Origin of the sequence: Pseudohongiella sp. (genome assembly GCF_040877505.1) — a bacterium.
In the GTDB taxonomy this organism is placed as follows: domain Bacteria; phylum Pseudomonadota; class Gammaproteobacteria; order Pseudomonadales; family Pseudohongiellaceae; genus Pseudohongiella.
In genome coordinates this window covers 1-21,745 of record NZ_JBBDNQ010000017.1, presented here as the reverse complement: position 1 = coordinate 21,745, position 21,745 = coordinate 1, and the positions used below count along the sequence as shown (strand labels likewise).

The 21,745-nt window shown below is 52.7% G+C and carries 26 protein-coding genes and 2 pseudogenes; 17 read left to right on the top strand and 11 right to left on the bottom strand.

Annotation, left to right across the window (positions count from 1 at the left end; translation table 11 throughout):
* The first annotated feature begins 324 nt into the window (after nucleotides 1-324).
* The 5 genes from galE (at nucleotide 325) to WD071_RS06645 (ending at nucleotide 6,407) form a co-directional block, all read left to right on the top strand.
* Nucleotides 325-1,305, top strand: a complete 981-nt coding sequence (galE, locus tag WD071_RS06665) for a UDP-glucose 4-epimerase GalE (RefSeq protein WP_368047577.1) — start codon at nucleotides 325-327, stop codon at nucleotides 1,303-1,305.
* 292 nt (nucleotides 1,306-1,597) lie between these two features.
* Entirely contained in the window at nucleotides 1,598-2,683 is a 1,086-nt protein-coding gene (gmd, locus tag WD071_RS06660) for a GDP-mannose 4,6-dehydratase (RefSeq protein WP_368047576.1), read from the top strand.
* Nucleotides 2,684-2,689: 6 nt separating this feature from the next.
* Entirely contained in the window at nucleotides 2,690-3,658 is a 969-nt protein-coding gene (locus WD071_RS06655; protein WP_368047575.1) for a GDP-L-fucose synthase family protein, read from the top strand.
* A 21-nt stretch (nucleotides 3,659-3,679) separates the two neighbouring features.
* On the top strand, nucleotides 3,680-4,552 hold the full coding sequence (locus tag WD071_RS06650; protein ID WP_368047574.1) for a glycosyltransferase family 2 protein: 873 nt from the start codon (nucleotides 3,680-3,682) through the stop codon (nucleotides 4,550-4,552).
* A gap of 268 nt (nucleotides 4,553-4,820) precedes the next feature.
* Complete coding sequence (locus WD071_RS06645) at nucleotides 4,821-6,407, top strand: glycosyltransferase (RefSeq protein ID WP_368047573.1); 1,587 nt, start codon at nucleotides 4,821-4,823, stop codon at nucleotides 6,405-6,407.
* Nucleotides 6,408-6,473: 66 nt separating this feature from the next.
* Here WD071_RS06645 and WD071_RS06640 read toward each other — a convergent pair whose 3' ends face one another.
* Both WD071_RS06640 and WD071_RS06635 read right to left on the bottom strand, forming a co-directional pair.
* Nucleotides 6,474-7,955 (bottom strand): hypothetical protein, encoded by a 1,482-nt coding sequence (locus WD071_RS06640; protein ID WP_368047572.1) that lies wholly within the window; start codon nucleotides 7,953-7,955, stop codon nucleotides 6,474-6,476.
* 41 nt (nucleotides 7,956-7,996) lie between these two features.
* Nucleotides 7,997-8,230: a hypothetical protein gene (locus WD071_RS06635; protein WP_368047571.1), complete on the bottom strand. Its 234-nt coding sequence runs from the start codon at nucleotides 8,228-8,230 to the stop codon at nucleotides 7,997-7,999.
* 482 nt (nucleotides 8,231-8,712) lie between these two features.
* Here WD071_RS06635 and WD071_RS06630 point away from each other — a divergent pair, with 482 nt between their 5' ends.
* The 4 genes and pseudogenes from WD071_RS06630 (at nucleotide 8,713) to WD071_RS06615 (ending at nucleotide 10,603) form a co-directional block, all read left to right on the top strand.
* Nucleotides 8,713-9,465 (top strand): hypothetical protein, encoded by a 753-nt coding sequence (locus tag WD071_RS06630; protein WP_368047570.1) that lies wholly within the window; start codon nucleotides 8,713-8,715, stop codon nucleotides 9,463-9,465.
* A 165-nt stretch (nucleotides 9,466-9,630) separates the two neighbouring features.
* Nucleotides 9,631-9,881 (top strand): annotated as a pseudogene (locus WD071_RS06625) (helix-turn-helix domain-containing protein); the annotation flags it as partial.
* A 100-nt stretch (nucleotides 9,882-9,981) separates the two neighbouring features.
* Nucleotides 9,982-10,218, top strand: coding sequence for an AbrB/MazE/SpoVT family DNA-binding domain-containing protein (locus WD071_RS06620; protein ID WP_368047569.1), 237 nt, complete (start codon nucleotides 9,982-9,984; stop codon nucleotides 10,216-10,218).
* Complete coding sequence (locus WD071_RS06615) at nucleotides 10,202-10,603, top strand: PIN domain-containing protein (RefSeq protein WP_368047568.1); 402 nt, start codon at nucleotides 10,202-10,204, stop codon at nucleotides 10,601-10,603. The genes WD071_RS06620 and WD071_RS06615 overlap by 17 nt, the downstream gene beginning before the upstream one ends.
* A gap of 23 nt (nucleotides 10,604-10,626) precedes the next feature.
* Here WD071_RS06615 and WD071_RS06610 read toward each other — a convergent pair whose 3' ends face one another.
* The 4 genes from WD071_RS06610 to WD071_RS06595 all read right to left on the bottom strand — a co-directional run bounded on the left by WD071_RS06610 (nucleotide 10,627) and on the right by WD071_RS06595 (nucleotide 12,275).
* Nucleotides 10,627-11,031, bottom strand: a complete 405-nt coding sequence (locus WD071_RS06610; protein WP_368047567.1) for a hypothetical protein — start codon at nucleotides 11,029-11,031, stop codon at nucleotides 10,627-10,629.
* 129 nt (nucleotides 11,032-11,160) lie between these two features.
* A complete protein-coding gene (locus tag WD071_RS06605) occupies nucleotides 11,161-11,406 on the bottom strand; it encodes a DUF2442 domain-containing protein (protein ID WP_368047566.1) in 246 nt (81 codons plus the stop codon).
* Nucleotides 11,407-11,415: 9 nt separating this feature from the next.
* A complete protein-coding gene (locus tag WD071_RS06600) occupies nucleotides 11,416-11,682 on the bottom strand; it encodes a DUF4160 domain-containing protein (protein WP_368047565.1) in 267 nt (88 codons plus the stop codon).
* 146 nt (nucleotides 11,683-11,828) lie between these two features.
* Entirely contained in the window at nucleotides 11,829-12,275 is a 447-nt protein-coding gene (locus WD071_RS06595) for a GNAT family N-acetyltransferase (protein WP_368047564.1), read from the bottom strand.
* Nucleotides 12,276-12,492: 217 nt separating this feature from the next.
* Here WD071_RS06595 and WD071_RS06590 point away from each other — a divergent pair, with 217 nt between their 5' ends.
* From WD071_RS06590 to vapB, 3 genes and pseudogenes are all read left to right on the top strand, one after another.
* The gene (locus tag WD071_RS06590) at nucleotides 12,493-13,125 is read left to right on the top strand and encodes a SatD family protein (RefSeq protein WP_368047563.1); all 633 of its coding nucleotides are present in this window, start codon (nucleotides 12,493-12,495) and stop codon (nucleotides 13,123-13,125) included.
* Entirely contained in the window at nucleotides 13,125-13,823 is a 699-nt protein-coding gene (locus WD071_RS06585) for a hypothetical protein (protein WP_368047562.1), read from the top strand. Before WD071_RS06590 ends, WD071_RS06585 begins: the two co-directional genes overlap by 1 nt.
* 115 nt (nucleotides 13,824-13,938) lie before the next feature.
* Nucleotides 13,939-14,073, top strand: a pseudogene (gene vapB / locus WD071_RS06580) (type II toxin-antitoxin system VapB family antitoxin); the annotation flags it as partial.
* Nucleotides 14,074-14,175: 102 nt separating this feature from the next.
* On the opposite strand, the gene WD071_RS06575 reads toward vapB, so the two are convergent.
* Nucleotides 14,176-14,616 carry a DUF4143 domain-containing protein gene (locus tag WD071_RS06575; RefSeq protein ID WP_368047561.1) on the bottom strand — a complete coding sequence of 147 codons (441 nt, stop codon included), beginning with the start codon at nucleotides 14,614-14,616 and terminating at the stop codon, nucleotides 14,176-14,178.
* Nucleotides 14,616-15,149, bottom strand: coding sequence for a hypothetical protein (locus WD071_RS06570; protein ID WP_368047560.1), 534 nt, complete (start codon nucleotides 15,147-15,149; stop codon nucleotides 14,616-14,618). The genes WD071_RS06575 and WD071_RS06570 overlap by 1 nt, the downstream gene beginning before the upstream one ends.
* A gap of 198 nt (nucleotides 15,150-15,347) precedes the next feature.
* On the opposite strand from WD071_RS06570, the gene WD071_RS06565 reads away from it, so the two are divergent.
* The 4 genes from WD071_RS06565 (at nucleotide 15,348) to WD071_RS06550 (ending at nucleotide 17,568) form a co-directional block, all read left to right on the top strand.
* A complete protein-coding gene (locus tag WD071_RS06565) occupies nucleotides 15,348-15,635 on the top strand; it encodes a DUF1778 domain-containing protein (protein ID WP_368047559.1) in 288 nt (95 codons plus the stop codon).
* A complete protein-coding gene (locus tag WD071_RS06560; RefSeq protein ID WP_368047558.1) occupies nucleotides 15,622-16,143 on the top strand; it encodes a GNAT family N-acetyltransferase in 522 nt (173 codons plus the stop codon). The genes WD071_RS06565 and WD071_RS06560 overlap by 14 nt, the downstream gene beginning before the upstream one ends.
* A gap of 171 nt (nucleotides 16,144-16,314) precedes the next feature.
* Complete coding sequence (locus WD071_RS06555) at nucleotides 16,315-16,797, top strand: DUF456 domain-containing protein (RefSeq protein ID WP_368047557.1); 483 nt, start codon at nucleotides 16,315-16,317, stop codon at nucleotides 16,795-16,797.
* A 78-nt stretch (nucleotides 16,798-16,875) separates the two neighbouring features.
* On the top strand, nucleotides 16,876-17,568 hold the full coding sequence (locus tag WD071_RS06550; RefSeq protein WP_368047556.1) for a hypothetical protein: 693 nt from the start codon (nucleotides 16,876-16,878) through the stop codon (nucleotides 17,566-17,568).
* A gap of 65 nt (nucleotides 17,569-17,633) precedes the next feature.
* Here the strand turns inward: WD071_RS06550 and WD071_RS06545 are convergent, their stop codons facing one another.
* Together WD071_RS06545 and WD071_RS06540 are read right to left on the bottom strand one after the other, a co-directional pair.
* Entirely contained in the window at nucleotides 17,634-18,839 is a 1,206-nt protein-coding gene (locus WD071_RS06545; RefSeq protein WP_368047555.1) for a hypothetical protein, read from the bottom strand.
* Nucleotides 18,839-19,912: a hypothetical protein gene (locus WD071_RS06540; protein ID WP_368047554.1), complete on the bottom strand. Its 1,074-nt coding sequence runs from the start codon at nucleotides 19,910-19,912 to the stop codon at nucleotides 18,839-18,841. Before WD071_RS06540 ends, WD071_RS06545 begins: the two co-directional genes overlap by 1 nt.
* Nucleotides 19,913-20,115: 203 nt before the next feature.
* Between WD071_RS06540 and cysC the strand changes: the two genes are divergently transcribed.
* Nucleotides 20,116-20,655, top strand: coding sequence for an adenylyl-sulfate kinase (gene cysC, locus WD071_RS06535; RefSeq protein ID WP_368047553.1), 540 nt, complete (start codon nucleotides 20,116-20,118; stop codon nucleotides 20,653-20,655).
* 94 nt (nucleotides 20,656-20,749) lie between these two features.
* Here cysC and WD071_RS06530 read toward each other — a convergent pair whose 3' ends face one another.
* Nucleotides 20,750-21,655 (bottom strand): AEC family transporter, encoded by a 906-nt coding sequence (locus WD071_RS06530; RefSeq protein WP_368047552.1) that lies wholly within the window; start codon nucleotides 21,653-21,655, stop codon nucleotides 20,750-20,752.
* Nucleotides 21,656-21,745: the final 90 nt, after the last annotated feature.

Sequence of the window (21,745 nt, the reverse complement as noted above, 5' to 3'; positions counted from 1 at the left end):
GCTGTGTAACTAATCTCCACTTTTAACTTGCGTTAAAAATGGGGTGATTACCAAATCTCTGCCGGAGTCATATTCCAAGGAAAGCCTCACCCCAGATGCTAGCCCCTCTTTTGTCGGTCATTATGCCTTCGTACAACCAGGCGCAGTTTATGGAGCGCGCTGTTGCTTCTGGGTTGAAGCATGTAAGGAAGTATTAATTGATCATATATTATCTGGCGGGAGAAGTTGGTGAGCTGAAAAAGACCTGATAGGAACTATCTTCAAACCGATAAGTGTCAGGTCAGATCTGAACACTCGCATATATTTAGCTAAGGAAACTTTAGTATGAAAGTGCTTGTTATAGGTGGGTGTGGCTATATCGGTTCGCACTTGGTTAGCCGTCTATTGACGAACGGACATAATGTTTTGATCATTGACGACCTTTCATCAGGTTACGCCGATAGCGCTCTCGGCGGCGAAATTCAAGTCGGCGATTTTGGCGATCGAAAACTTTTGGATCTTGTGTTTACTAAGAACAATTTAGACGGAGTCGTTCATTTCGCCTCGCTCATACAAGTGAGCGAATCTGTTGTCGATCCAGCTAAGTATTACTACACCAATGTTTCCAAGACACTTACACTCCTTCAGGCTATGAAAGATCACAACGTTGGTCCATTGATATTTTCGTCAACTGCGGCGGTGTTCGGCGAACCTGTAGACATACCCATCACCGAGGTCCACCCCACAAGTCCACTAAATCCCTACGGGGCAAGTAAATTGATGGTTGAGCAGATGTTGCGAGACTTCGATCTTGCTTATGGGTTTCGTTCCGTTTCACTGCGATACTTTAATGCAGCCGGCGCGGACCCTGAAGCAAGAATCGGCGAACGTCACGAACCTGAAACACATCTCATACCCATTGCTCTGCAGGCAGCAATGGGAAAGCGACCGGCCCTCAAGGTATTCGGCCGGGATTATGACACCTGTGATGGCACATGCGTTAGAGATTATATTCATGTTGACGATCTAGCTTGTGCTCATCTTTTGGCACTTGAATACTTAAATAAGGGTGGCCAAACAACAGCTTTCAATCTCGGTAACGGTGAGGGCTTTAGTGTGCAACAGGTTCTTGAGACCATCGAAAAAGTGACCGGACTACAGGTTCCTACTATTGATGCACCTCGTCGTGACGGAGATCCGGCAAGACTAGTAGCTGATGCATCAGCCGCGCGCAAATATTTGGGTTGGCGACCAAACTACTCCGAGCTTGAAACGATTATTCAGCACGCCTGGGCATGGGAGCAAAAAAGATCCGGCCCAACATAAGAATTGACTGCCTTCTCGTTTTTAAAAGAATTCTGGTCCCACGCGCCTCATGAGCTTGGTTAGATAGACACAAATTAACTCCAGTACTGGGAAAAGCCCGCCGCGATTTTAATTCCCTAATTTTCAATAACATACTATCGCCAACTATTGGTAATTACATTTCAGTCAGACAATGCCATGCAGGAACTCTCAGTTAAATGAGCAGGCCATGATACATTAAACAACAATTGGCTTTTAGACTTGGTTAATCGACTGACTGCATTACACGTCACACTCATGTGGAGCGAAGAATATGCCAAAAACCGCACTGATCACTGGCATTACCGGCCAGGACGGCGCTTATCTAGCCGACTTTTTATTAAAAAAAGGCTACATAGTTCACGGAATCAAGCGTCGCGCTTCGCTTTTTAATACTGATCGTATCGACCATCTTTATCAAGATCCACACGTGGAGAATCGCAACCTCATTCTGCACTATGGCGACTTGACCGACTCTACCAACCTGATCCGTATCATACAGTTGGTGAAGCCTGATGAGATTTACAATCTGGCCGCGATGTCCCATGTCGCAGTTTCTTTTGATACCCCTGAATACACTGCGAACGCAGACGGCATTGGTACACTGCGTGTTCTGGAGGCTATCCGTATTCTGGGGTTGGAGCAGAAAACCCGCTTTTATCAAGCGTCCACCAGCGAACTCTATGGTCTGGTGCAAGAGACGCCACAAAAGGAAACGACGCCTTTCTACCCACGCTCACCCTATGCGGTCGCCAAGTTGTATGCCTATTGGATAACCGTCAACTACCGTGAGGCTTACGGTATCTATGCCTGTAACGGTATTCTTTTTAATCATGAATCACCCATTCGTGGTGAAACCTTTGTCACCCGCAAAATCACCCGCGCCCTGGCACGCATCTCTCTGGGTTTGCAGGAGTGCCTCTACCTTGGCAACCTGGATGCCCTGCGCGACTGGGGGCATGCTCGCGACTATGTGGAGGCGCAGTGGCTGATGTTGCAGCAGGAAAGGGCCGAAGATTTTGTAATCGCCAGCGGCACTCAGTATTCGGTGCGCGACTTTGTCAACGCGGCGGCGGAGGCTTTGAACATGACTGTTCGATGGGAGGGCAGTGGTGAAAACGAAAAAGGTTATGCAGCCGATGGTCGTTGCATTGTTGCGGTTGACTCACGTTATTTCCGCCCGACAGAGGTAGAAACCTTGCTCGGGGACCCCACCAAGGCCAGAGAGAAACTGGGTTGGTCTCCCAGAACCAGTTTCCATGAGATGGTGACGGAGATGGTTCAGGAAGATGTGAAAGCAGCAGAACGTGATGAGCTGTGTCGGGTCAACGGTTACAGCACATTTGATTATCATGAGTGAGCTTAAATGAGTACACAACGAATTTACGTCGCGGGGCATCGTGGTATGGTGGGTTCTGCGATTGTTCGGCAGCTTCAGGCCAGCAACGCTGGGACGATTGTCAGCCGCAGCCATGCAGAGCTGGACCTGACAAACCAGGCTGAGGTGAGTGCATTCTTCCGCGCCGAAAAGATCGACCAGATCTATCTGGCTGCGGCAAAGGTAGGCGGTATTCTTGCCAACAACAATTATCCCGCTGACTTCGGTTACGAAAACCTGATGATGGAGTGCAATATCATCCATGCTGCCCATACACATGGGGTGCAAAAGCTTCTGTTTCTTGGTTCATCCTGTATTTATCCCAAGCATGCCGATCAACCGATGAAGGAAGAGGCACTGCTTACTGGCACTCTGGAACCCACCAACGAACCTTATGCGATTGCCAAAATTGCCGGCATCAAACTTTGTGAAAGTTACAACCGGCAGTATGGGCGTGATTATCGCAGTGTCATGCCGACCAATCTTTATGGCCCCAATGACAACTACCACTCACAGAACAGCCATGTCATACCGGCCTTGCTACGGCGCTTCCACGAGGCGGTAAAATCTGATGCTCCGGAGGTGGTCATCTGGGGAAGCGGTCAACCGATGCGTGAATTTCTACATGTTGATGATATGGCAGCGGCCTGTATCCACGTTATGGATCTGGAGCATTCTGTGCTGCAGAACCATACTCAGCCGATGCTAAGCCATATCAATGTCGGCACTGGTGTTGACTGCACAATCCGAGAACTGGCTGAAACTGTCGCCAGGGTAACGGGTTATCAGGGACGTTTGGTCTTTGATACCAGCAAACCTGATGGTACGCCCAGGAAGCTGTTGGATGTAACCAGACTCCAGGCACTGGGTTGGCAGGCGAGCATCCCGCTGGAGGAAGGTTTGAGCAGTGCCTACCAGTGGTTTCTTGAGCATCAGGATCAGTATCGGGAATCGTAGGCTTATGAAAGGCGCTTGCCAATGACATCCCCCCTGGTTTCGGTTGTTATGCCCAGTTTTAATCAGGCTGAGTTCCTTGAGGCATCTATCAACAGTGTGTTAAGTCAGGATTATGCGCATCTTGAACTAATCGTTGCGGATGGCGGATCAACGGACGGCTCGGTAACCTTGTTGCAACGGATTGCTGCTAAAGATAAGCGCCTGCGCTGGTTCTCCGGACCGGACAAGGGGCCGGCGGATGCCATTAACCAGGCTCTGGCTCAGGTGCGTGGTGTTGTTATCGGCTGGCTTAACTCTGACGATCTTTATACGCCAGGTGCAATACAACGAGCAGTGCTTGCTTTGCAGGATCAGCCGGAGCTGGTGATGGTTTATGGCCATGGCCGACATGTCGATGGCGCCGGACAAATGCTGGCTGACTATCCGACCCGTCGTCCGCCGCAACCCGTGGAGACCTTTGCATTAAGTTGTTTTATTTGCCAACCAACAGTGTTTTTCCGGCGCAGTATGTATGTGCTGCTGGGTCCATTGGACGAAACACTCAAAACCTCCTTTGACTTTGATTACTGGCTGAGAGCCTTCAAGGTTTTTAATACGCGCATAGGTTTTGTGGACGCCCTGCAAGCGTATTCTCGTCTACATGATGCCTGTATTACGGTGCAGCAGCGGCGTACTGTTGCTCTGGAGGGCGTTCAACTGTTGTCGCAACACTTGGGTAAGGCGTCGGGCCATTGGTTGTTGGGTTATCGTGATGAGTTGCTGAGTGGCAAGGCGGTGTTGCCTGCAGGGTTTTCAGTGGAGCAGGAATTGGCTGCCGTGTTGAAGGAAGCCGAATCCTGTTTTGACCAGGCCGAGCGGAAACAACTTGCGCAGCAGTTGGGTGTAAATCAATGAATGACCATGTAGTTCAGGCAGTGCGATGTTGACATCTCTTGGTCGTTATTTCTCCACGCTGTCGAACGATGGCCGCACTGACTGCTTTTACCATCAGCCTGTTTCGGGGCTTGAAGTTGCGGGTGTCAGCCCTGTTTATGCGCTGCAGCTTGCTATCTGGCAGTTGCGTGAGCAGGATCTGCAATTGAGTTATCCGTTGGAGAGTGAAGAAGGGCGCAGAGGTTTTTTGGCGTGGTGTCTGGCGCACGGCCGCAACGAATATCGTGCTTTGCAGGAGTTGACCCCTTTCTGGAACAAGCTGTCCGAGCCAGCGGATATTCCAGTTACACATTGGGCTGGCGGTATCTCCCGCTTGTTACTGCTTGCCGTGTCTGTGCGTCAGGATCTGACCAGTGATCCTAACCTTGTCACTATTGAGGGGCAAAAGACTGCGTTGCTTTGGTTTTTTTCCTCTGGCTGGCAGGAGTTGGGGCTGACCAGGGAGGATGTCCCGAACTGGCAGCGTCAATTCTGGCTGGATCAGGATGATATCTGCAACACCCGCTTTGCCCGGTTTCTACATGAACAGCGCCTTGATCTGCAGCAGGCTTTTGATCTGCAGACGGAGCAGGGTGCTGATGGGTACCGGCACTGGCTGACGGTTAATGCCATTAGCGAAACGATACTGCCTTTGCTCCAACAGCCACCGGTAGAGCCTGGGCCGTCCGTACACTCAGCTGACACAGCGTATCCTTTCGGTGTGAATCTGGTGGGGTATGCATTCGGCGAGCTTGGACTGGGAGAGGATTTGCGTATGGCAGCGCAGGCTCTGGAAGCCAGGGGCATTCCTTTTACGGTGATCAATTTGCCGCCAGGGAACAATATTCCTGAGAACGATAGAACGATAGCGCATTGGGTGACCGATAGTGCTCGTTATAGCATCACGCTTGTCTGCCTCACCGCATTGGAGCATCTTGACCTGTATCTGAGGCGTGGGGCCGAACTGTTTGCCGGTCGTTATACCATTGGTAGTTGGCCCTGGGAGCTGCAGCGCTGGCCGGGAAACTGGCACCATTGTTTTCAATTGGTCGACGAAGTGTGGGCATCCAGCAAGCATATCTATGATGCAGTGAAAGCGGCGGCCCCGGTCCCTGTTGAGTATATGCCCATGGCGGTGACGCTTCCTGCCGGACTTGATTCGGCAGCACCTGCGCAGCGTTTGCAATTCAACCTGCCGAATGGAAAATATCTTTTTGTTTTCTCCTTTGATGGAAACTCCTTTATCGAGCGCAAAAATCCGCAAGCGATTGTCCAGGCTTTTCAGCAGGCATTTCCAGTTGACGAGCAGCAAGTTGGATTAGTTGTCAAATGTATGCGCCCGGATGTTAACAGTCCGGCGTGGCAAAAAATTCTGCATGCAGCCCACAATGATCCACGCATCACCATCATTGATGAAACGCTCACCAAGCTTGAGGTCATGGAACTCTACCGGTCATGCAACTGCTTTGTGTCGCTGCACAGAGCTGAGGGTTTCGGTCGGGGTATTGCCGAGGCGCTGTTGTTGGGGCTTGAGGTCATAGCCACGGGTCATGGCGGGAATCGCGATTTCTGCGAGCAGGCGGGTGCTTATCTGGTGAACTATACACTGCAGCCGCTAGACCCCGGAGACTATGTTGAAGCGGCTGGTCAGGTGTGGGCGGAACCAGATATCGATGACGCGGCTAAGGCGATGAGAGCGGCATTTGACGAATGGCTTACAAACAACGTATTCCACGGCGCGGAGCAATCAACACTTGATAGTTTGTTTTCCGCTAGCGCGGTGGGCGAGAGGTACAGCCAACGGCTTTACGAAATTCAGCAGGAATTTTTTGATTGATGGATTCCTGGTGGTTGTAGGCCTGTGGTAGTCAGCTCCAAAATCAAATTGTGGCTGCAGTGTCTGCTAGGTAAGCGGCCAGGTAATTTCCTCGAATCCGTGTGCGAACCAGAACCATATTACTATCAACGTAAGTGAGACTATTGCAGTCACAGTCCAGCTCAGTATCTTTCCTACGAGGTAGGGTACCCACTCGGGCCGACTGGTGTCATTGAAGAATGCCTGCACCCGAACAATGGCGTAGATCAGGCATCCTCCGCCCGCAAAGTAACCCAGCAAGTGCCATGAGGGAAGTTCAGTTAACCGGACAATGACATCAATGCTGCGATCGCTACGGCTTTGCGGAAACAGGTTAACAATAAGTATGCACGTGAATGTGAAATACGCCAGAAACAGTGTGGTCCACTGTCTGGCTCGTTGAGCAACTCCTTCTTTATAGAGGTATTTTTGAGAATATGCCGATCCATTCGCGGCAAGAGATTGCTCAAAAATTTCCAGATGATGATTTTCTTTTTCCGCTTGTTCCTGGCTGATAAATTTGTATCGGCTGACCGCCGATAGCAATGATTTGGCATAGGCTATAATACCCATGGCCTCGACAGTATTATTGTAATTGCTGTGCGTGGTAATCAGCACGCGTTTTTGGATCACAAGTTCGCGCTTGAGCTGAAGGAGCAACGTTTGACCGATGTGGCCAGCGTTGCTTTCGTCAAACGGAATTATGGTTGTGAGTGCATCGCTGTCGGCTTTATGGTGTTTGTGTTTGTGGAGCGAGTATTTTAGGTAGTAGTAAGCTTGTCGCGTGACCAGAAAGCGCTGCTCATCGGTCATTAATGGATTCGTGGTGCTTTCCAGGTAGGACAAGAAAGTCATTCCACAGGACTCGATACGAAACTGGAGGCGATGAACATTTGAGAGCGTCTTGTCGGTGCCAAAGGGATCTCGATTCGATAGCAATTGGTGAAGTGCTTCCCATTCCTGGTTCATGTTCCCCTGGTATTGAAGCAGCTTGTCGGAGTCAGCCATTTCTTTCTGCAAGTCTGTATATGCTGCGGTAACGTCTCGCATGGTTTGGAAATGAGACATCACCGAAACGTTAGCATTGTCCAGAATAGGGTTTTCGTTACCAGCAAACGCGCGTGGATATATCAACACATGCCCCTGCATGACTCTGTTGTCAGGCGCTAGTGCAGTGTTGGATTCGCCGATGACAATGATCCTGAATTTTCCGCATTTGTCGATTTTTTCGTCCTGCCAGTTGTACCAGGACTGCAATGCAATTCGCCGATGATGTCTTTTGTGGTGGTCTCGATGAGAGTAGTTGAATGTATCGAAAACACTGTCCGTATTGGCAAGAGAGTCAGGGAGGTGTTCTGACTTGATTATCAAAGGTAAAGAAAGGAATTTTGCGAAATGGTTGCCCCTGAGTTCAGCTATCATAAGCTCGAAGTCAAGATGGCCGGTCAGGCAGGGGATCCAGCCGCAGTACTGGAATTGTTTGATCGGCGTGTCGGATTGAAATGCTTCAGTATAGCCGCTCGCTGGCATAACGACTCCCTGTCACTCGTGGCTATGACGTTCAGCCGGAATCATCCAGCCAAACGTGAATACCAGCTCTTGCTAGGCTGAGAGTCATGCTCGACTCCATTTTTGCCCATGACCATTCCGTGCCGAATATCGCTGCCTGACGGATAAAGGCGAGCGGCTTTCAGTCGTTTTTGGTTTCTGTGCATTTTGAGTTTGAGCAAGACTATTCGTATCCATACTACTGTCACGAACGTCAGGCCAGCAAAGACAGCCAGATCAGTTACAGTGGGGTTCATCAGCACTCCTGCGCTGTGTAGGCTTTTGATTTATCTTAAACAATACGGAATTATGCCATCCGGATCGTCCATATGCAAATCCATGCACGTTTTATAGCAAAGCCGTGGCGGCGATGCAATACTTGAGTGGGTTTTTGCACAATGGCCGGAGATGGTGATAGTTAAGCATATTATGGCGATTAAAGTGGGGGTTACCTTCTAAACGTCGAGATCAGCATTGTTTTTGCGTCCCTCGCTCACCCACCCGATAAACCATCCGATGCTGAAACCGCGTGCTGCCAACAATCTCAAATCCCAGCCGCCGAACTGCGCGCGTATGGTGGGTTCGTAGCAGCGTTTGTAGAGCTGCCAGTAGGCGGGTTTTTGCGAGGGGGCTATGGGGTGCAAGCTAATCAAGTGTCTGCTCAATACAGCCATATGGCTAACTGTATTTCCGTATGCCTTAAGTTATGGTATTTCTGATTAATTGATTGGGAATGGTCATGGGAAAATCCGCAGGTTTAATAATCGTCATGCTTTTGGCCGGCTGCGCCGCAAATATGGGGGTTAGGTCGTTTTCGATGGACCGAGAAAGTTATAGAGACCTAATTGCTGTTGATTTTAAAGACGAGATTCGCGTCCCCATGACCACAGCCTCTTACAACAACAGCGCCGTGCCTCGCTCCATTGATCAAGCCAACGTGGCAGTCAAGGCGCTCTCGGAGTATTGCTCCCGCGACTCGGGTGAGCTCACACAGATCAGGCAAGATCTGGATGTGCAACACGCCGCTATGTTTTCACTGACAGGTTTTTTCGCTTGCCGAAATACTCAGGACGTAGAGATCTGGATGGCAAACGTGGATGCCAGACGATACTACGATAGATCTTTACGCGCGGAGGTGTACATGCTCAACGTCAAAGATCAAAATGTTGCAGGCTACCATCGTGATGTTGAAATGCGCCGTCGTGAGAGTGAGGCGAGAGATCAGGTTTTGCAACAGAAGACTCGCCTTTTTGAGCAGCTTTCAGGCGCGCCTAAGCGTAGAGGGGATATGATCTGCAACTGGGACAATGAGTACGGATACGTAGAGGACATTTCAGGCGATCGGGTCAAGATTCAAATGGTGGGTGAGGCCCTTCCATTAGAAAAAGGTTTTTTCTTTATTGACGGTCGCAGACAGTTTGAGGCCTTTCGAAACAACCAGGTTGTGTGGGCTGACGCCTCCGACTGGGCCAAGTGCAACTTCAGCCACTGATGCTGCAAGACGCTGGTGGGGGCGTCAGCCAGGCATTAATCCGCTATCCCGGCACGGCTGGCGACCGCCCAGTTTTTCCAGGAGCTGCTCGGTGACCTCAAGGCCAGTGGGTTTGCCTTGTTTGTCGGCGCCTACCACCAGATAGCCGGGCGCCTGATGATTGGGCAGGTCATTGGCAAAGGCGGTGACTAAGCCAGACGGAAGCAGCTGCGATCACCGGTATGTCTCAACCTAAGGTTTCACAGGTTCGCCGCTACAAACTGCAAAACATATCGCTTGAGCGGTTGATGCTGGCGTTGGTGGCCCTGGACCAGCGCGTTGAAATTGTTGTGCAGCCCGCTCGAAAAAAACGGGTGCCCGGCACGACTGGACAACAGCTGAGCAAAGCTCCCACATATGGTCTACAACCCTGTTAATGACGGCAGAGGCTGCGAGAACTGTCATCTTAAAAAACCGTGTGGTAAGCTTTGATATACAAATTTTATAATGTATATCCAGGTGTTCAGGAGTCTCGCCATGCAAGTATCAAAATGGGGAAACAGTTTGGCCATTCGTATTCCCGCGTCGGTGACGGAGGCGCTTCAGTTAAAGGCAGGGGACAGCATTGAGATCATCGTAGCGGGTTCACGCAGCTTTGAAATTCGACGGCAACCTTCGCGGGACGAATTGTTGGCCCAAATGAAATCGTACCGGGGTCGGTTGCCGGCCGATTTTGTCTTCGACAGGGATGATGCCAATGAGCGCGGAACATAGATTTCTTGATACCAATATTTTGTTGTATGCGCATTCGGCAGATACGGTTAAGGCGGACCGGGCTGAGGAGTTGTTGCGCGTTGGCGGGTTGGTCAGTGTGCAGGTATTGAATGAACTGACCCATGTGCTCAGGCGCAAATTGAGATATTCCTGGGCCGAGATCAATCATGTGCTCGATGTGACCGAGCGCCTGTTGCAGGTGGAGCCGCTGACGCTGGATGTGCACAGGCAAGGCCGCGCCCTGGCGACTCGATACAGTCTGAGTGTTTACGATGCCATGATTATCGCTGCTGCGCTGCAGGCCGATTGCGAAATGCTTTACTCAGAAGATATGCAGCACGGTCTGCAGATTGGCTCACTGCGGATTGTTAATCCGTTCTTGTAAAGGGCCGTCTTTAAAATAAACCCTTACCGGCGCCCGAGCAAATCGGAGCGACCGATGACGGTACGTTTGCTGTCGGCTGAATCGGGCTCGGAAAAACCGGCGGCCTTGATCGCAGCATCAAGCCCAACAAAGTGAGTTGCACGCACCGGATCTTGCATCGCGCTCATGCCTTCGTTCCAGGCGTGCACCATGTGTTTGGCCACATTGCGCCACTGCGGCTCATTGCGTGATGCATCGATTACCTGGCCAGCGACTTCAGTGGCCGATTCGCACAACATTTCGGTCATTTCCTGGTAACGCCGGGGCTTGATGCCGAGCCTTGTGTTGAAAAACTGTTCCAGCGTCTTCCCGGGAGCCCAGGTCTTGCGGCCGGCTATGGACAGGCCAGGCACATTATTGGCGTATTGCGGATAAGCCTGTGTCGTCACCAGGTCATACACTGGCGCGACCGGACGCTGACCTGGTGCGTTTGGCCAATCAAGTCGCTCGGAATAACCGCATCGTGATTTCCGCCATCACCTGCTTCTTTCCAAACCTTAGCGACACCTTTCCCTGGGCTATTCGACGGCGCGCTTTACCGCCTTTTGGTAGACAAACTCTGGATCGAGATCAACACCGCATGGCCACTCCAGCGTGTCGAAGGCGATTTTGACTTTTTTAAAGTTTTCCTTGTCTTTCAAGTTGTTAAATACGCCGAAGTCAAGATAAGGGGTCATATCAAGCAATCCGGTCTCGCCGTTATCAAACCGGAGCTGCAGAACATATCCCGTGGCCGGACTTACGCTGGTGACGACAGGGTACATGGTTTATTCCTATTGCAGTGGGGGAACTTTGAAAGGTTGTTCGCCATTCATCACAAGGCTCCAATTTGCCATCAGTTCGTCACGGTGCAATTCTGCCCATGCCAGAACCAGTTTTAGTTGCCTGGCCGGCAGGTCGCTATGGATGACTTCCGCTGGCTTTATGCGTATTGATGCTCTGTACCCGGCATAATATACATGAAAATGCGGAGGTGGATGTTCTCCAGGGGCATAGTACATCCGGATAATCAGGCCGTAGAACATTGAAATCGTCGGCATAAACACTCCATGTTGTCGCCGTTTACTCTCATTAAGAGGGTTATAGCAGCAACCACGGCAGTTGTTCCGCGTTTCTGGCCAATAGTGCGGTCGAGAAACTTGATGGGTAGCGTGCTTCCTATTAGACGTCCATCCCAGCATTGGTGCTACGTCCCTGGCTCAACCCTGTAAACCATCCGATGCTGAAACCGCGTGCTGCCCACTATCTTGAAACCCAGCCGCTGATAAAGCCGCAGCGCTGCACTGGCCAGGAACACATTCAGGTACAGCGGTTTGCCTTGTTGTTGCGCCTGTTCAATCAGCCACTGGATTAGCTGGCTGGCAATGCCCCGGTTCTGGTAGTCGGGGTCAATCTGGATTTCCAGCAGCTCGTGGCGGTCGGGGTAGTGCAGGAAGCCCAGGCAGCCGACCCACTGTCCGTCAACCTGCACACTGCGCAGGTGTCCGTTCTGCCACGTTTTGAGGAAACGCTTATAATGTCCCGCGTCATCCCAGCCGCCGAACTGAGCGCGTATGGTGGGTTCGTAGCAGCGTTTGTAGAGCTGCCAGTAGGCGGGTTTTTGCGAGGGGTCTATGGGGTGTAAGCGAATCACGTGTTTGCTCAACGATGAACGAGATGATAAAAAACGTAGCCCAAAGGACATTGAAAGTAAATCAGTATGTATTTGTGGGGCTGCAAACCCGTGGCGAGTGGTCTATAACCTGAAAGATACCGTGCATGGCATTGTTGAATTCAATCAATTTTGTTTGTTTTTGTAAATTAAACCGTTTTGGTTTAGTATTTGTTTCTAAACCAAATTGGATTAGTTTATGAAATATCTTGTGCTGATAGGCGACATGGAAGAGTCACGCCACATCAAAGACCGCAAAGGGGCACAGGCGCATTTCAAAGCCGCCTGTCAAAAGATTAATAAACGGCGCCAACACTATGGTGTGGTGTCGCCCTTGATGGTGACCCTGGGTGATGAATTTCAGGGGGTACTCATGGATCCCCTCAGGCTTTGGGAAGTGATCGCGCACCTGGAGCTTGAGATGTTCCATATCTGTCAGATTCGGTTTTCAATCGGATGGGGGGACATTAGTACAGAACTGAGTTCGCGTTCGTCTCTGGGAATGGATGGGCCTGCGTTTTATCTCGCACGAGAGGGTATCGAATCGCTGAGAAAACGTGATGGCCTCTACGGCATAACGGGTTTGGGCTTCGAGCAGGGCCTCGTGCAGTATGCTTTGGATTTATGGTCGGCAGCGCGTCGTAAGTGGAATTTCAACCGTATCACAACCTTTTGCCGATTGCTTGAAGGCGTCCCTGTGTCGAAAATTGCCACTGAACTTGATGTGACTGAACAAGCCGTTTACCGCACTCGTCGTGATGGAGAACTGGATACTGTGGTCGGCATGTTGAGCGAGATCAGCAAACTGATCAACCGGGAAGAGCAGGGCTGATGGGGGCCTGGCTGCTGTACGCATCTGCCATCCTGTTAACGCGGCTCTGTTATCTGCCAAATGACAGGCGCTTGCCGATCTGGCTCGGTCTGGGGCAGTGGGCTGCTCAGCTCTTGCTGGTATTGTTGTTGTTTAAACTGAACTTGCCGGTATTTGGTCTGTTGGTTTACCTGACCCTTGTCGCAGTCCTTATTCATTTGCTGGAAACGCCTTCGCGGATACTCAGCGGTTTCAGGTTGCTGACATTAGCTGCTCAACTGTTACTACCGCTGGTCTTGTTGTGGGCACTGAATCCAGCCATTGAGATCAGGGCCGGTTTTGCTTTCTCTGAGCAAATGTTGTTAACAGCTTTTATTCTGCTGCTGCTGATAAATGAGGCCAACTACCTGATACGGTTGCTGTTCAATTGGTGTAATGTGATTCCCAAAACAGCAGGAATGAATGGTGAAAGTAAAGTTTTGGATGAGGACGAGTACAAAGCAGGCCGAGTGATCGGCATGCTGGAGCGGACTCTAATCTTGTTGCTGATTTATTTCACTGAAGACTTCAGCGCTGTGGGATTCATTGTAGCTGCGAAAGGCCTGATTCGGTTGCGCCAACTGAAAGACCGGCAGTTTTCTGAATATATATTGATAGGCACATTAGCGTCCGTAATGTGCGCCCTGGTTGGTGCCTTATTGTTATTGAACTTTGATTAGGGCGGTATCCCGCTCTGGCAGGATAGTAGGCACCTTTTCTTCCATATGCCTTGCATAGGCCTGCAATAGAGACCTACTCTGTTTCCTCCTGTCTGCTTATAACCAAGGTATGTTTATGCGTACTGTCTCAATTTTTCGTAATGGCAAGAACCAGGCTGTGCGGCTGCCCAAAGATATGGAGTTCGAAGGTATAACTGAACTGGAGATAATTCGTGAGGGGGATGCCGTGATATTGCGCCCTGCGCGTCCGGACTGCTGCGGTGGATGTAAAAATCCGGGTCGATGGGCTGCGTTGGGAGGATTGGGTGTAGTGTGTCATCCAGTCAAAGATCTTCGAATCCGTCCCCATTCTCTAAACGTCCAGCAGGTCGGGTAGCCGCTCCACCAGATACAGCGGCAATGACTGCAATGGGTATTGAATATCGCGCACCTGGCTATTCTTTTTGATGCGCGTGTTGATTGTTTGGCGATTTGGCAGGTTCAAATCGAATCTGACGGCAAGAGGCGCACCTTTTTCGCCCATGAACTGGTGCAGCGATTTCAGGCTGCCGGTGGCACCGGCCTTGACCTCAATGGGCACGATCTGGCCATTGAGGGTAATGACAAAGTCCAGCTCGACATTGTTGCTGCGTCCTTCGCGCAGCCAGTAGTTCAGTTCACGGTTTGGAGAGTCGGCCAGCAGCTCCAGCAGATGTTGGCCGATAAACTGCTCGGCAATGGCGCCTTCGTTAACCAGTGCCGATTCGTCCAACCGTGCGATGGTATTCCAGTTGAGGCCGCAGACAGCGTTCATCAGTCCAACATCCAGAATATCAGTTTGTAGACTTTGTCTTCGATATCCGCCTGCAGTGGTAATCCGCTGCAATGGCTGTGGATCACCTTGGTCAGCACTCGCGCCAGACACAGCAGCTCAATGTCGGTCTTGATGGTGGCGCTGGCGTCTTCGCGTGAATACTGGCTGTATTTCACTTTTTGGCCGACATTGCGTGCTGCAAAGTTAAACACGTGCTGCATGCGTTGCAGGCTGCGTGAACCTATATATTTTGGGAAATCCTCCCGGTATGTCTGGATGATGGAGGTATGTACCTCACTCACCGCCTGCAGTGATCGCGTTTCCGCATAGACCCTGACAGCCTCCGGCATGCCGCCGACAAAATGGTAGTGCTTCAGCAGTTCCAGCAGGCGAGTGTGAACGACAGGGTTGATGGCCTGATCAGGTGCATAGGTGCGAATCGTGGTTGCCAGCCTGGTTTCATTCAGGGCATCAAGAAACTCGGTGAATGTCATTGGCCCCATGTTCAGGTATTCGACGCGTCCAACCGGCATGGAGAAGCGGGACAAAGAATGGGGACGGAGGGAATACTTTTTCGAAAGAATGGGGACGGAGGGAATACTTTTTGATCCCTTCGTCCTCATTTTCCCATACTCAAACTGGTTGTCCTCAACTAAAATTAGTGCGAAACTAACCTCATACGGAAAAAATACGTAAAAATACTGTTCAAGACTGAGCGGGTAAGGTTGAAGATGAGCAAAGTCATTCGCTATGAGATGCAGTGGGATGCAGAAACGCATGCCCTGGCAGAGCGTGCGGCGGCGGCGTCCGGGCAGGGCAGCATCAAGGCCTATGTGACCCAGCTTGTCCGCCAGCACGCCCCTGAGGTTTTGCACGCTCATCAGAGCATAGAGTTGAGCAACGCCCGGTTTGATGCGTTTTGTCAGGCCTGCGACCAGTCCTGGACCTTGTCAGCCAAACTGCGCGCCGCCGCCAGAACATTGGATGACGAGGGGCTGGATGTTCATGGCGAGAGCTGACTTCACGCCGCTGGACCCTCGCATCATCAACACCAGGACGTTTGATTGCGGAAAGGATGCCATCAATATCTACCTGCGCCGGTTTGCGGCTAAAAACATGGCACTGAATCTGAACCGTACCTATGTATTGCCTGCGCCACCCGTTGGAACTGCCAGCAAGTCATCTGTCGTGGCTTATTACACACTGGCCCTGCAGACCTTGCAGCGACAGGAGATGCCCGATCCAACCCGACTGCCGCGTTATCCTCTACCGGTCATTTTGCTGGCCCAACTGGGTGTGGATCGTCGTTTTCAAGGGCAGGGTTTAGGGGCCAAAACCCTGATCAGCGCACTGCGCCATGCATACCGTGTCGCTGCCAAAACTGACAATATGCCTGCGTTGGGCGTGATATTGGATGTGCTCGACAAGGATGCGCTGCGTTTCTATGAGTCATATGAATTTTTTGCGCCGTTGACGGATCAACCTATGCGGCTGTTCTGCCCGATGGCAGCCCTGGCGAATTTGTAGGGTTCGGTTTATGGGTCTATGGGGACGGAGGGAATACTTTTTGATCAGTTGCGCAGCAGCACACAACGAACGCTTTAGTGCCAGGCCCTTGGGGTTTAATTAGCAAAAGGCTGTTAAAGTATTACCTCAGAGTATCTCCTCCGTCCCCATTCTTATAAGCGGGCAACATTAATGATCGATCTGCTCATCTGGCTTGCAGCTATTGTGCTTGTTGTGGCAGGCCTCATCGGCTTGGTGATGCCTATTTTGCCGGGGCCCGTGCTGCTGTTCGCCGGGCTGTGGATGGCCGCGTGGGCGGAGAGCTTCACCTTTGTTGGCATGGGCACGCTGGTGACACTGGCGGTGTTGGCTGCATTGGCGTCGCTGGCGGACTTTGTCGCCGGTGCTTTTGGGGCCAGACGTTATGGTGCATCGCCGCGTTCGGTCTGGGGCGCGCTTTGGGGCGCCGTTGTCGGCATCTTTTTCGGACTGCCTGGCGTGATTTTCGGGCCTTTCATCGGAGCTGTCATCGGCGAGTTATCAGTGCGCCGCAACATTGGCGCAGCGGGCCTGGCAGGCTGGGGCGCAACGGTGGGGGTGGCCCTGGGGATTGCCGCCAAGTTGGCGTTTGGCATTGCGATGCTGGGCGTGTATTTGTTGGTCCGGTTTCTTTGAGCGTTTATGGGAACATTTATGGGGACGGAGGGAATAAAAAGTATTCCCTCCGTCCCCATTCTTAAACAGGAATATGATATGAATCTACGAGTCTCACTTATCGGCCTGGCTTTCAGCATTGTTGCTACTGGTTCATGGGCCGGTGGCACCGCAGTCCTTGAAGCAGGCACCGGCGCCAACCGGATCAGCACCACGGTCGAGTTTAACGACGGCAATATGCGCATGGGCACAGCGATGCCGGGCTTTGATGGCTATATGGTGATGACCGAGACCGGTATTTACATGGTGACCGGGATGGGTGGCCGCCCCATGGTGCTGGATCTGGGCGCGATGATGAGCATGATGGGCGGTATGGCGGGGGATATGATGCAGTCGCAGGGCATCAACCTTAACAGCGGCATCGGGCAGTTTATCGAGATGAATGATGCCGACCGCGACGAAAGGGTTGCCGGTATCCCGGGCCAGGTCTATAACCTGACCTATACCAATGACAGCGGCAATGCGCAAACCGAAGAAGTGGTGTTGGGCCGTGATGCCACCCTGCGCGAACTCACCGAGACGCTGGCAACCTGGAGCCGGATGATGGCGGTCTACCTGAGCGTTGACCTGGGTGAATACCAGGGTGCGATGGATGATGTGCTGCAATACGGTGATGGTATTCTGCGGCTGGGTTCGGGCTACCGGCTGGTGTCGCTGGATGACGCTGCGCCCGATCCGGGCCGCTTTGTGCTGCCGGCTGCGCCGCAGCAGATGCCGAGCTGGACGCCTTGAGAAAGAATGGGGGAAAGAATGGGGACGGAGGGAATACTTTTTATTCCCTCCGTCCCCATTCTTTTCTACCGCCCGAACCAGCTTTTGATTTTGTCGAGTCGGCCTTGCTCGGTGCTGAACCGCTCCGCCAGGCCGATGCTGATAAACACACCGACTTCGCCGCCGCTCCGCCAGCTCAGGCCGGTGGTCATGTTGTTTTTCCAGTGCAGCGCCAGACCATGGCCTACGTTTTTGCTGCCGTCACGGTCGGAAAAGGTTGTGATCAGTGACACGCCCAGTGGCCGCGCCATCCGCACATCCGTGCCGGCCCCTCTGTATTCCCAGCGATTGAACCCGATCCACTCCATTACCACGGCGGGTTCAAAACGGCTGCCATCGCTGGCCTCGTCTACGTATTCCATGCCGATGCCGGGGTGCAGCAGAATGACCTGACTGTCTGGCGGCTTGCGATCAGCCAGCGCTACATCCTGTCCTGTTTCGCGCTCAAGCTGTCTCAGGTCGCGCTGATACAGGTGGCCGTTCAACAGCATCTCCCAGGGATACTGAACACGGGCGTCATTGGTGTACAGATCCCACATGATTTCGTTGCGTTGGAAGGTAATCAAATTGACGCCAAGTGTGCGGTCGGCGCGCTGGTTGACCTCCTGCATCAGATTGGCTACGCGCAGCAGTTGTTCCAGACTTTCAGTGGCTTGCTGACAAGCGTCAGAGGTGGGTTGCGCCTGGCAATTGGGTTCCAATAATGTCTCCAGTGGACGCATTAACGGCACGTTGCTGACGCTGGGCCCATAGATGTCCTCATCCAGCAGGGTGGCCCAGCCGCCGTCACTGTCGCGGGCGGTCCGCAATGCGTCAGTGGTCTGTGACGGAGCCTCTTGGCGCAGCCGCTCTGCTACGCTGCGCACGGCGGGGACGCCCGTCAGGTTGGCATTTTCCAGGCGAATGGCCTCACTGGTGACGGCATTGACCAGACGCTGGATAATGTCTTCCACAGCCTGCAGATGGCTTTCTTTAAGTTCTCCGTTAGCGGGTATTTCCGCGCTGTTAAGTTGTTGCCTGACCGATAGCGTCAGCTCGCTGCTATCGTTGTCTCCGCCATAACAACCGCGCAGATTAAGTTTAAGCCCATCGACAATGCCTTCAACATTATTGGCAGTGGGTGTTTCGCAGGCAATCGCCGCGGGGGCTATCAGCAGGCTCAAACTGATGATGGCGGCGCTGCCGCATAGCTTTAGCCAGTGAAGGTATTTATCTCCAGGTAGTGTTTTCATCACATTGTCTCCAGCATTTTATGGAATGAATAACCCATACTCAGCAGATCTTTCAGTTCGCCGCCATGTTCCTCGATCAACAAGCGCAGCTCGTCGGCTTCACCTTCCAGGTGAGCATCAATGACGGCCTTCCTGTAGGCCTGCAATGCCTTGACCTCTTCGGCTTTGTTTATGATGCTGAGGTTGTCGCAGGTGGCTCGGAAGAAGGGGATGTGTACAGCGGGATTCTCCAGGTAGTGCTCCAGGGCGTGTACATTCTTCTGGCGAATTTCGGTGGTTTTTATGTCTTGAAATGGCGCATGTCGCGCTGCCTGGGTGGCGGTGTCCAGCCAGGTGGCGTACACGGGTTCAAATCGTGATGGCCGGGTGAATGGATCAAACATGTTCCAGGCGTTCAAAAAGTACCGCATAACCGCATCGCGAGACGGTGTCATGGCGGGGCGAACGCGTGACGAATACACCGATAATTCATTGCCCTTGCTGAGTACACGTGACACATTGGCGCAGGCGAGATAGGTGTGCAGAGAGAAGTCCCGGACGCTCAGCGGCGGAATGTCGGGTGAAGCAGAGCTGGCAAACATCAGATGGAGCGTGTCATGGGTGACGGCCGTGCCCAGCGAGTGACCGATGATGGACCATTTGACCGGACCGGTACTGGCATTGCGCGCTTTGTTGAGTGCCTCGGCGATGGATTTGGCGACATGCATGCGAACGGGGTCGCGTACGGTGGGGAAGAAGCGGTAGAAAATGACATCAAGTATGTGGGTGCGGAAAAAGCCGTCGCCGGTACCGGACTGCGCCAGGCGTGTGAGCGTCTGAACCAGTCCGCTGCTGACCCCCATGGCAATCAAACGTTCTTTTATGCCATCCGACTCGTTTTCCCAGGCGTCGCGAATGCGTTCAAAAAGGTGATCGTAGGTGATCTCATGAAAGCTGTAGGCGTCGCTGAACTTTACCTTCGCCAGTGTGGAGTATGCGTCGTAGGATTTTTTTAAGGTAGCCTGGGCATCTTTCGACCAGTCTTTTTTGTACGCGCCCATGCCGTGGATCATAAATACCAGGTGCTTGCTCATGGTCTTTTCCTCCGTAATGAGAAATGGAACGATGAGACAGTAAGGCTACGCCTGTGCGGTGGGTGTGGCTATTAGACTAATGGCTAGGGGGCAAGAAGAATGGGGACGGAGGGAATAAATAATATTCCCTCCGTCCCCATTCTTTTCAGGCACAGTTTGTGCAGACCCGTTTGGGGTAATATCGACATCAATCTGGGATTGGCATGAACAACGAGCAAAAAGGCGGGGGACGCCCCCCGGTAATCTGGTTCACTGGTCTGTCGGGTGCAGGCAAAACCACACTGGCTCAGGAGGTGGAGCGGCTGCTGGTGTCGCAAGCCTGCCCGGTTGTCCGCTTGGACGGGGACATTCTACGCAAAGGCCTGTGCACTGACCTGGGATTCTCGCTGGCAGATCGCACCGAAAACATGCGCCGTGCGGCTGAGGTGGCTCGTCTGTTTGTTGATGCCGGTCATGTGGTGCTGGCGGCGTTTATCTCCCCCATGGCTGAGGAGCGCGCCCGGGTGCGTGCGCTGATTGAGGCTGACGGGGGCCGTTTTATTGAAGTCTACGTGCAGGTGCCGCTGGCGATCGCCGAGCAGCGCGACGTTAAGGGTCTGTACCAAAAGGCCCGGCGCGGCGAACTGAGCAATTTCACCGGCATTGATTCCCCCTACGAAGCACCTGTCTCCCCGGAGCTGATCGTGTCCACGGAGCACGACACACCGCAGCAGTCGGCAGCAAAGGTCCTGGCCTGTCTGTAAGAAAGAATGGGGACGGAGGGAACAAAGAATGGGGACGGAGGGAATACTTTTTAACCACTCTGGTTAAAAAGTATTCCCTCCGTCCCCATTCTTTTTACAGCAGCAGCCATAGGGGAATGACGGCAAATGCCAGCAGGGTCTGGGCGCTGATGATGTTGGCCATCATCACGGCATTGCCGCCCAGCTGCCGGGACAGGATGTAGGCTGAGGTAGCGGTAGGCAGGCAGGCCAGCAGCAGCAGGACCTGCTGGCTGAGTGTATCGAGCTGCAGCCACATTGCCAGACCCAGCATCAGGCCCGGGAACACCACAAATTTGAGCACGCTGGCCAGCACAATGGTGGGCCAATCCTGCCTGACGGTGCCCAGGCTGAGGGCAACGCCGACGGCCAGCAGGCCCAGAGGCAAGGCGGCACTGCCCAAACGCGCCAGCAACTCGTCAATCCAGACCGAACCCAGCCCCAGGCCGCTGATGTTGAGCGCAACGCCCAGTACACAGGCGACGATAAGGGGATTTGTGAGCAGCCCTTTCAGTACGCCGCTCAGCGTTTTGCTGTTGCCGTCGATGACCAGTGAGAAACAGATGACGCTCAGAATATTGGCCAGCGGGATCATGATGCTGACCGCAATGGCGGCGATCACCAGCCCGGGATCGCCAAACAGTGCGCTGGCCACAGCCAGGCCAATATAGGTGTTGAAGCGGATGGCGCCCTGAAACAGGGACGTGAAATCGGCGGCGTTGCGACTGACCCATGGCCTGAGCAGCCAGGTGAGCGCGCTGGTCAATAGCAGTGCCGCGCAGATGACCAGAGCGAAGCGTCCGAAGTCGGCATTGCTGAAATCGGCCAGAGCCAGCCGATGCACCAGCAGCGCGGGAAAAGCAATGTAGTAGGTCAGGCGCTCAATGCCCGGCCAGAACTCGGCGCCGGGAAAGTTGATCCGGCGCAGCAGCGCGCCGAACAGTATCAGCAGAAATACGGGACCCAGGGCATTGGCTATCATGGGTGCATGATGAAGCAAGAATGGGGACGGAGCAAGAATGGGGACGGAGGGAATAAATTTTTAACAACCAGGCTAAAAAGTATTACCTAC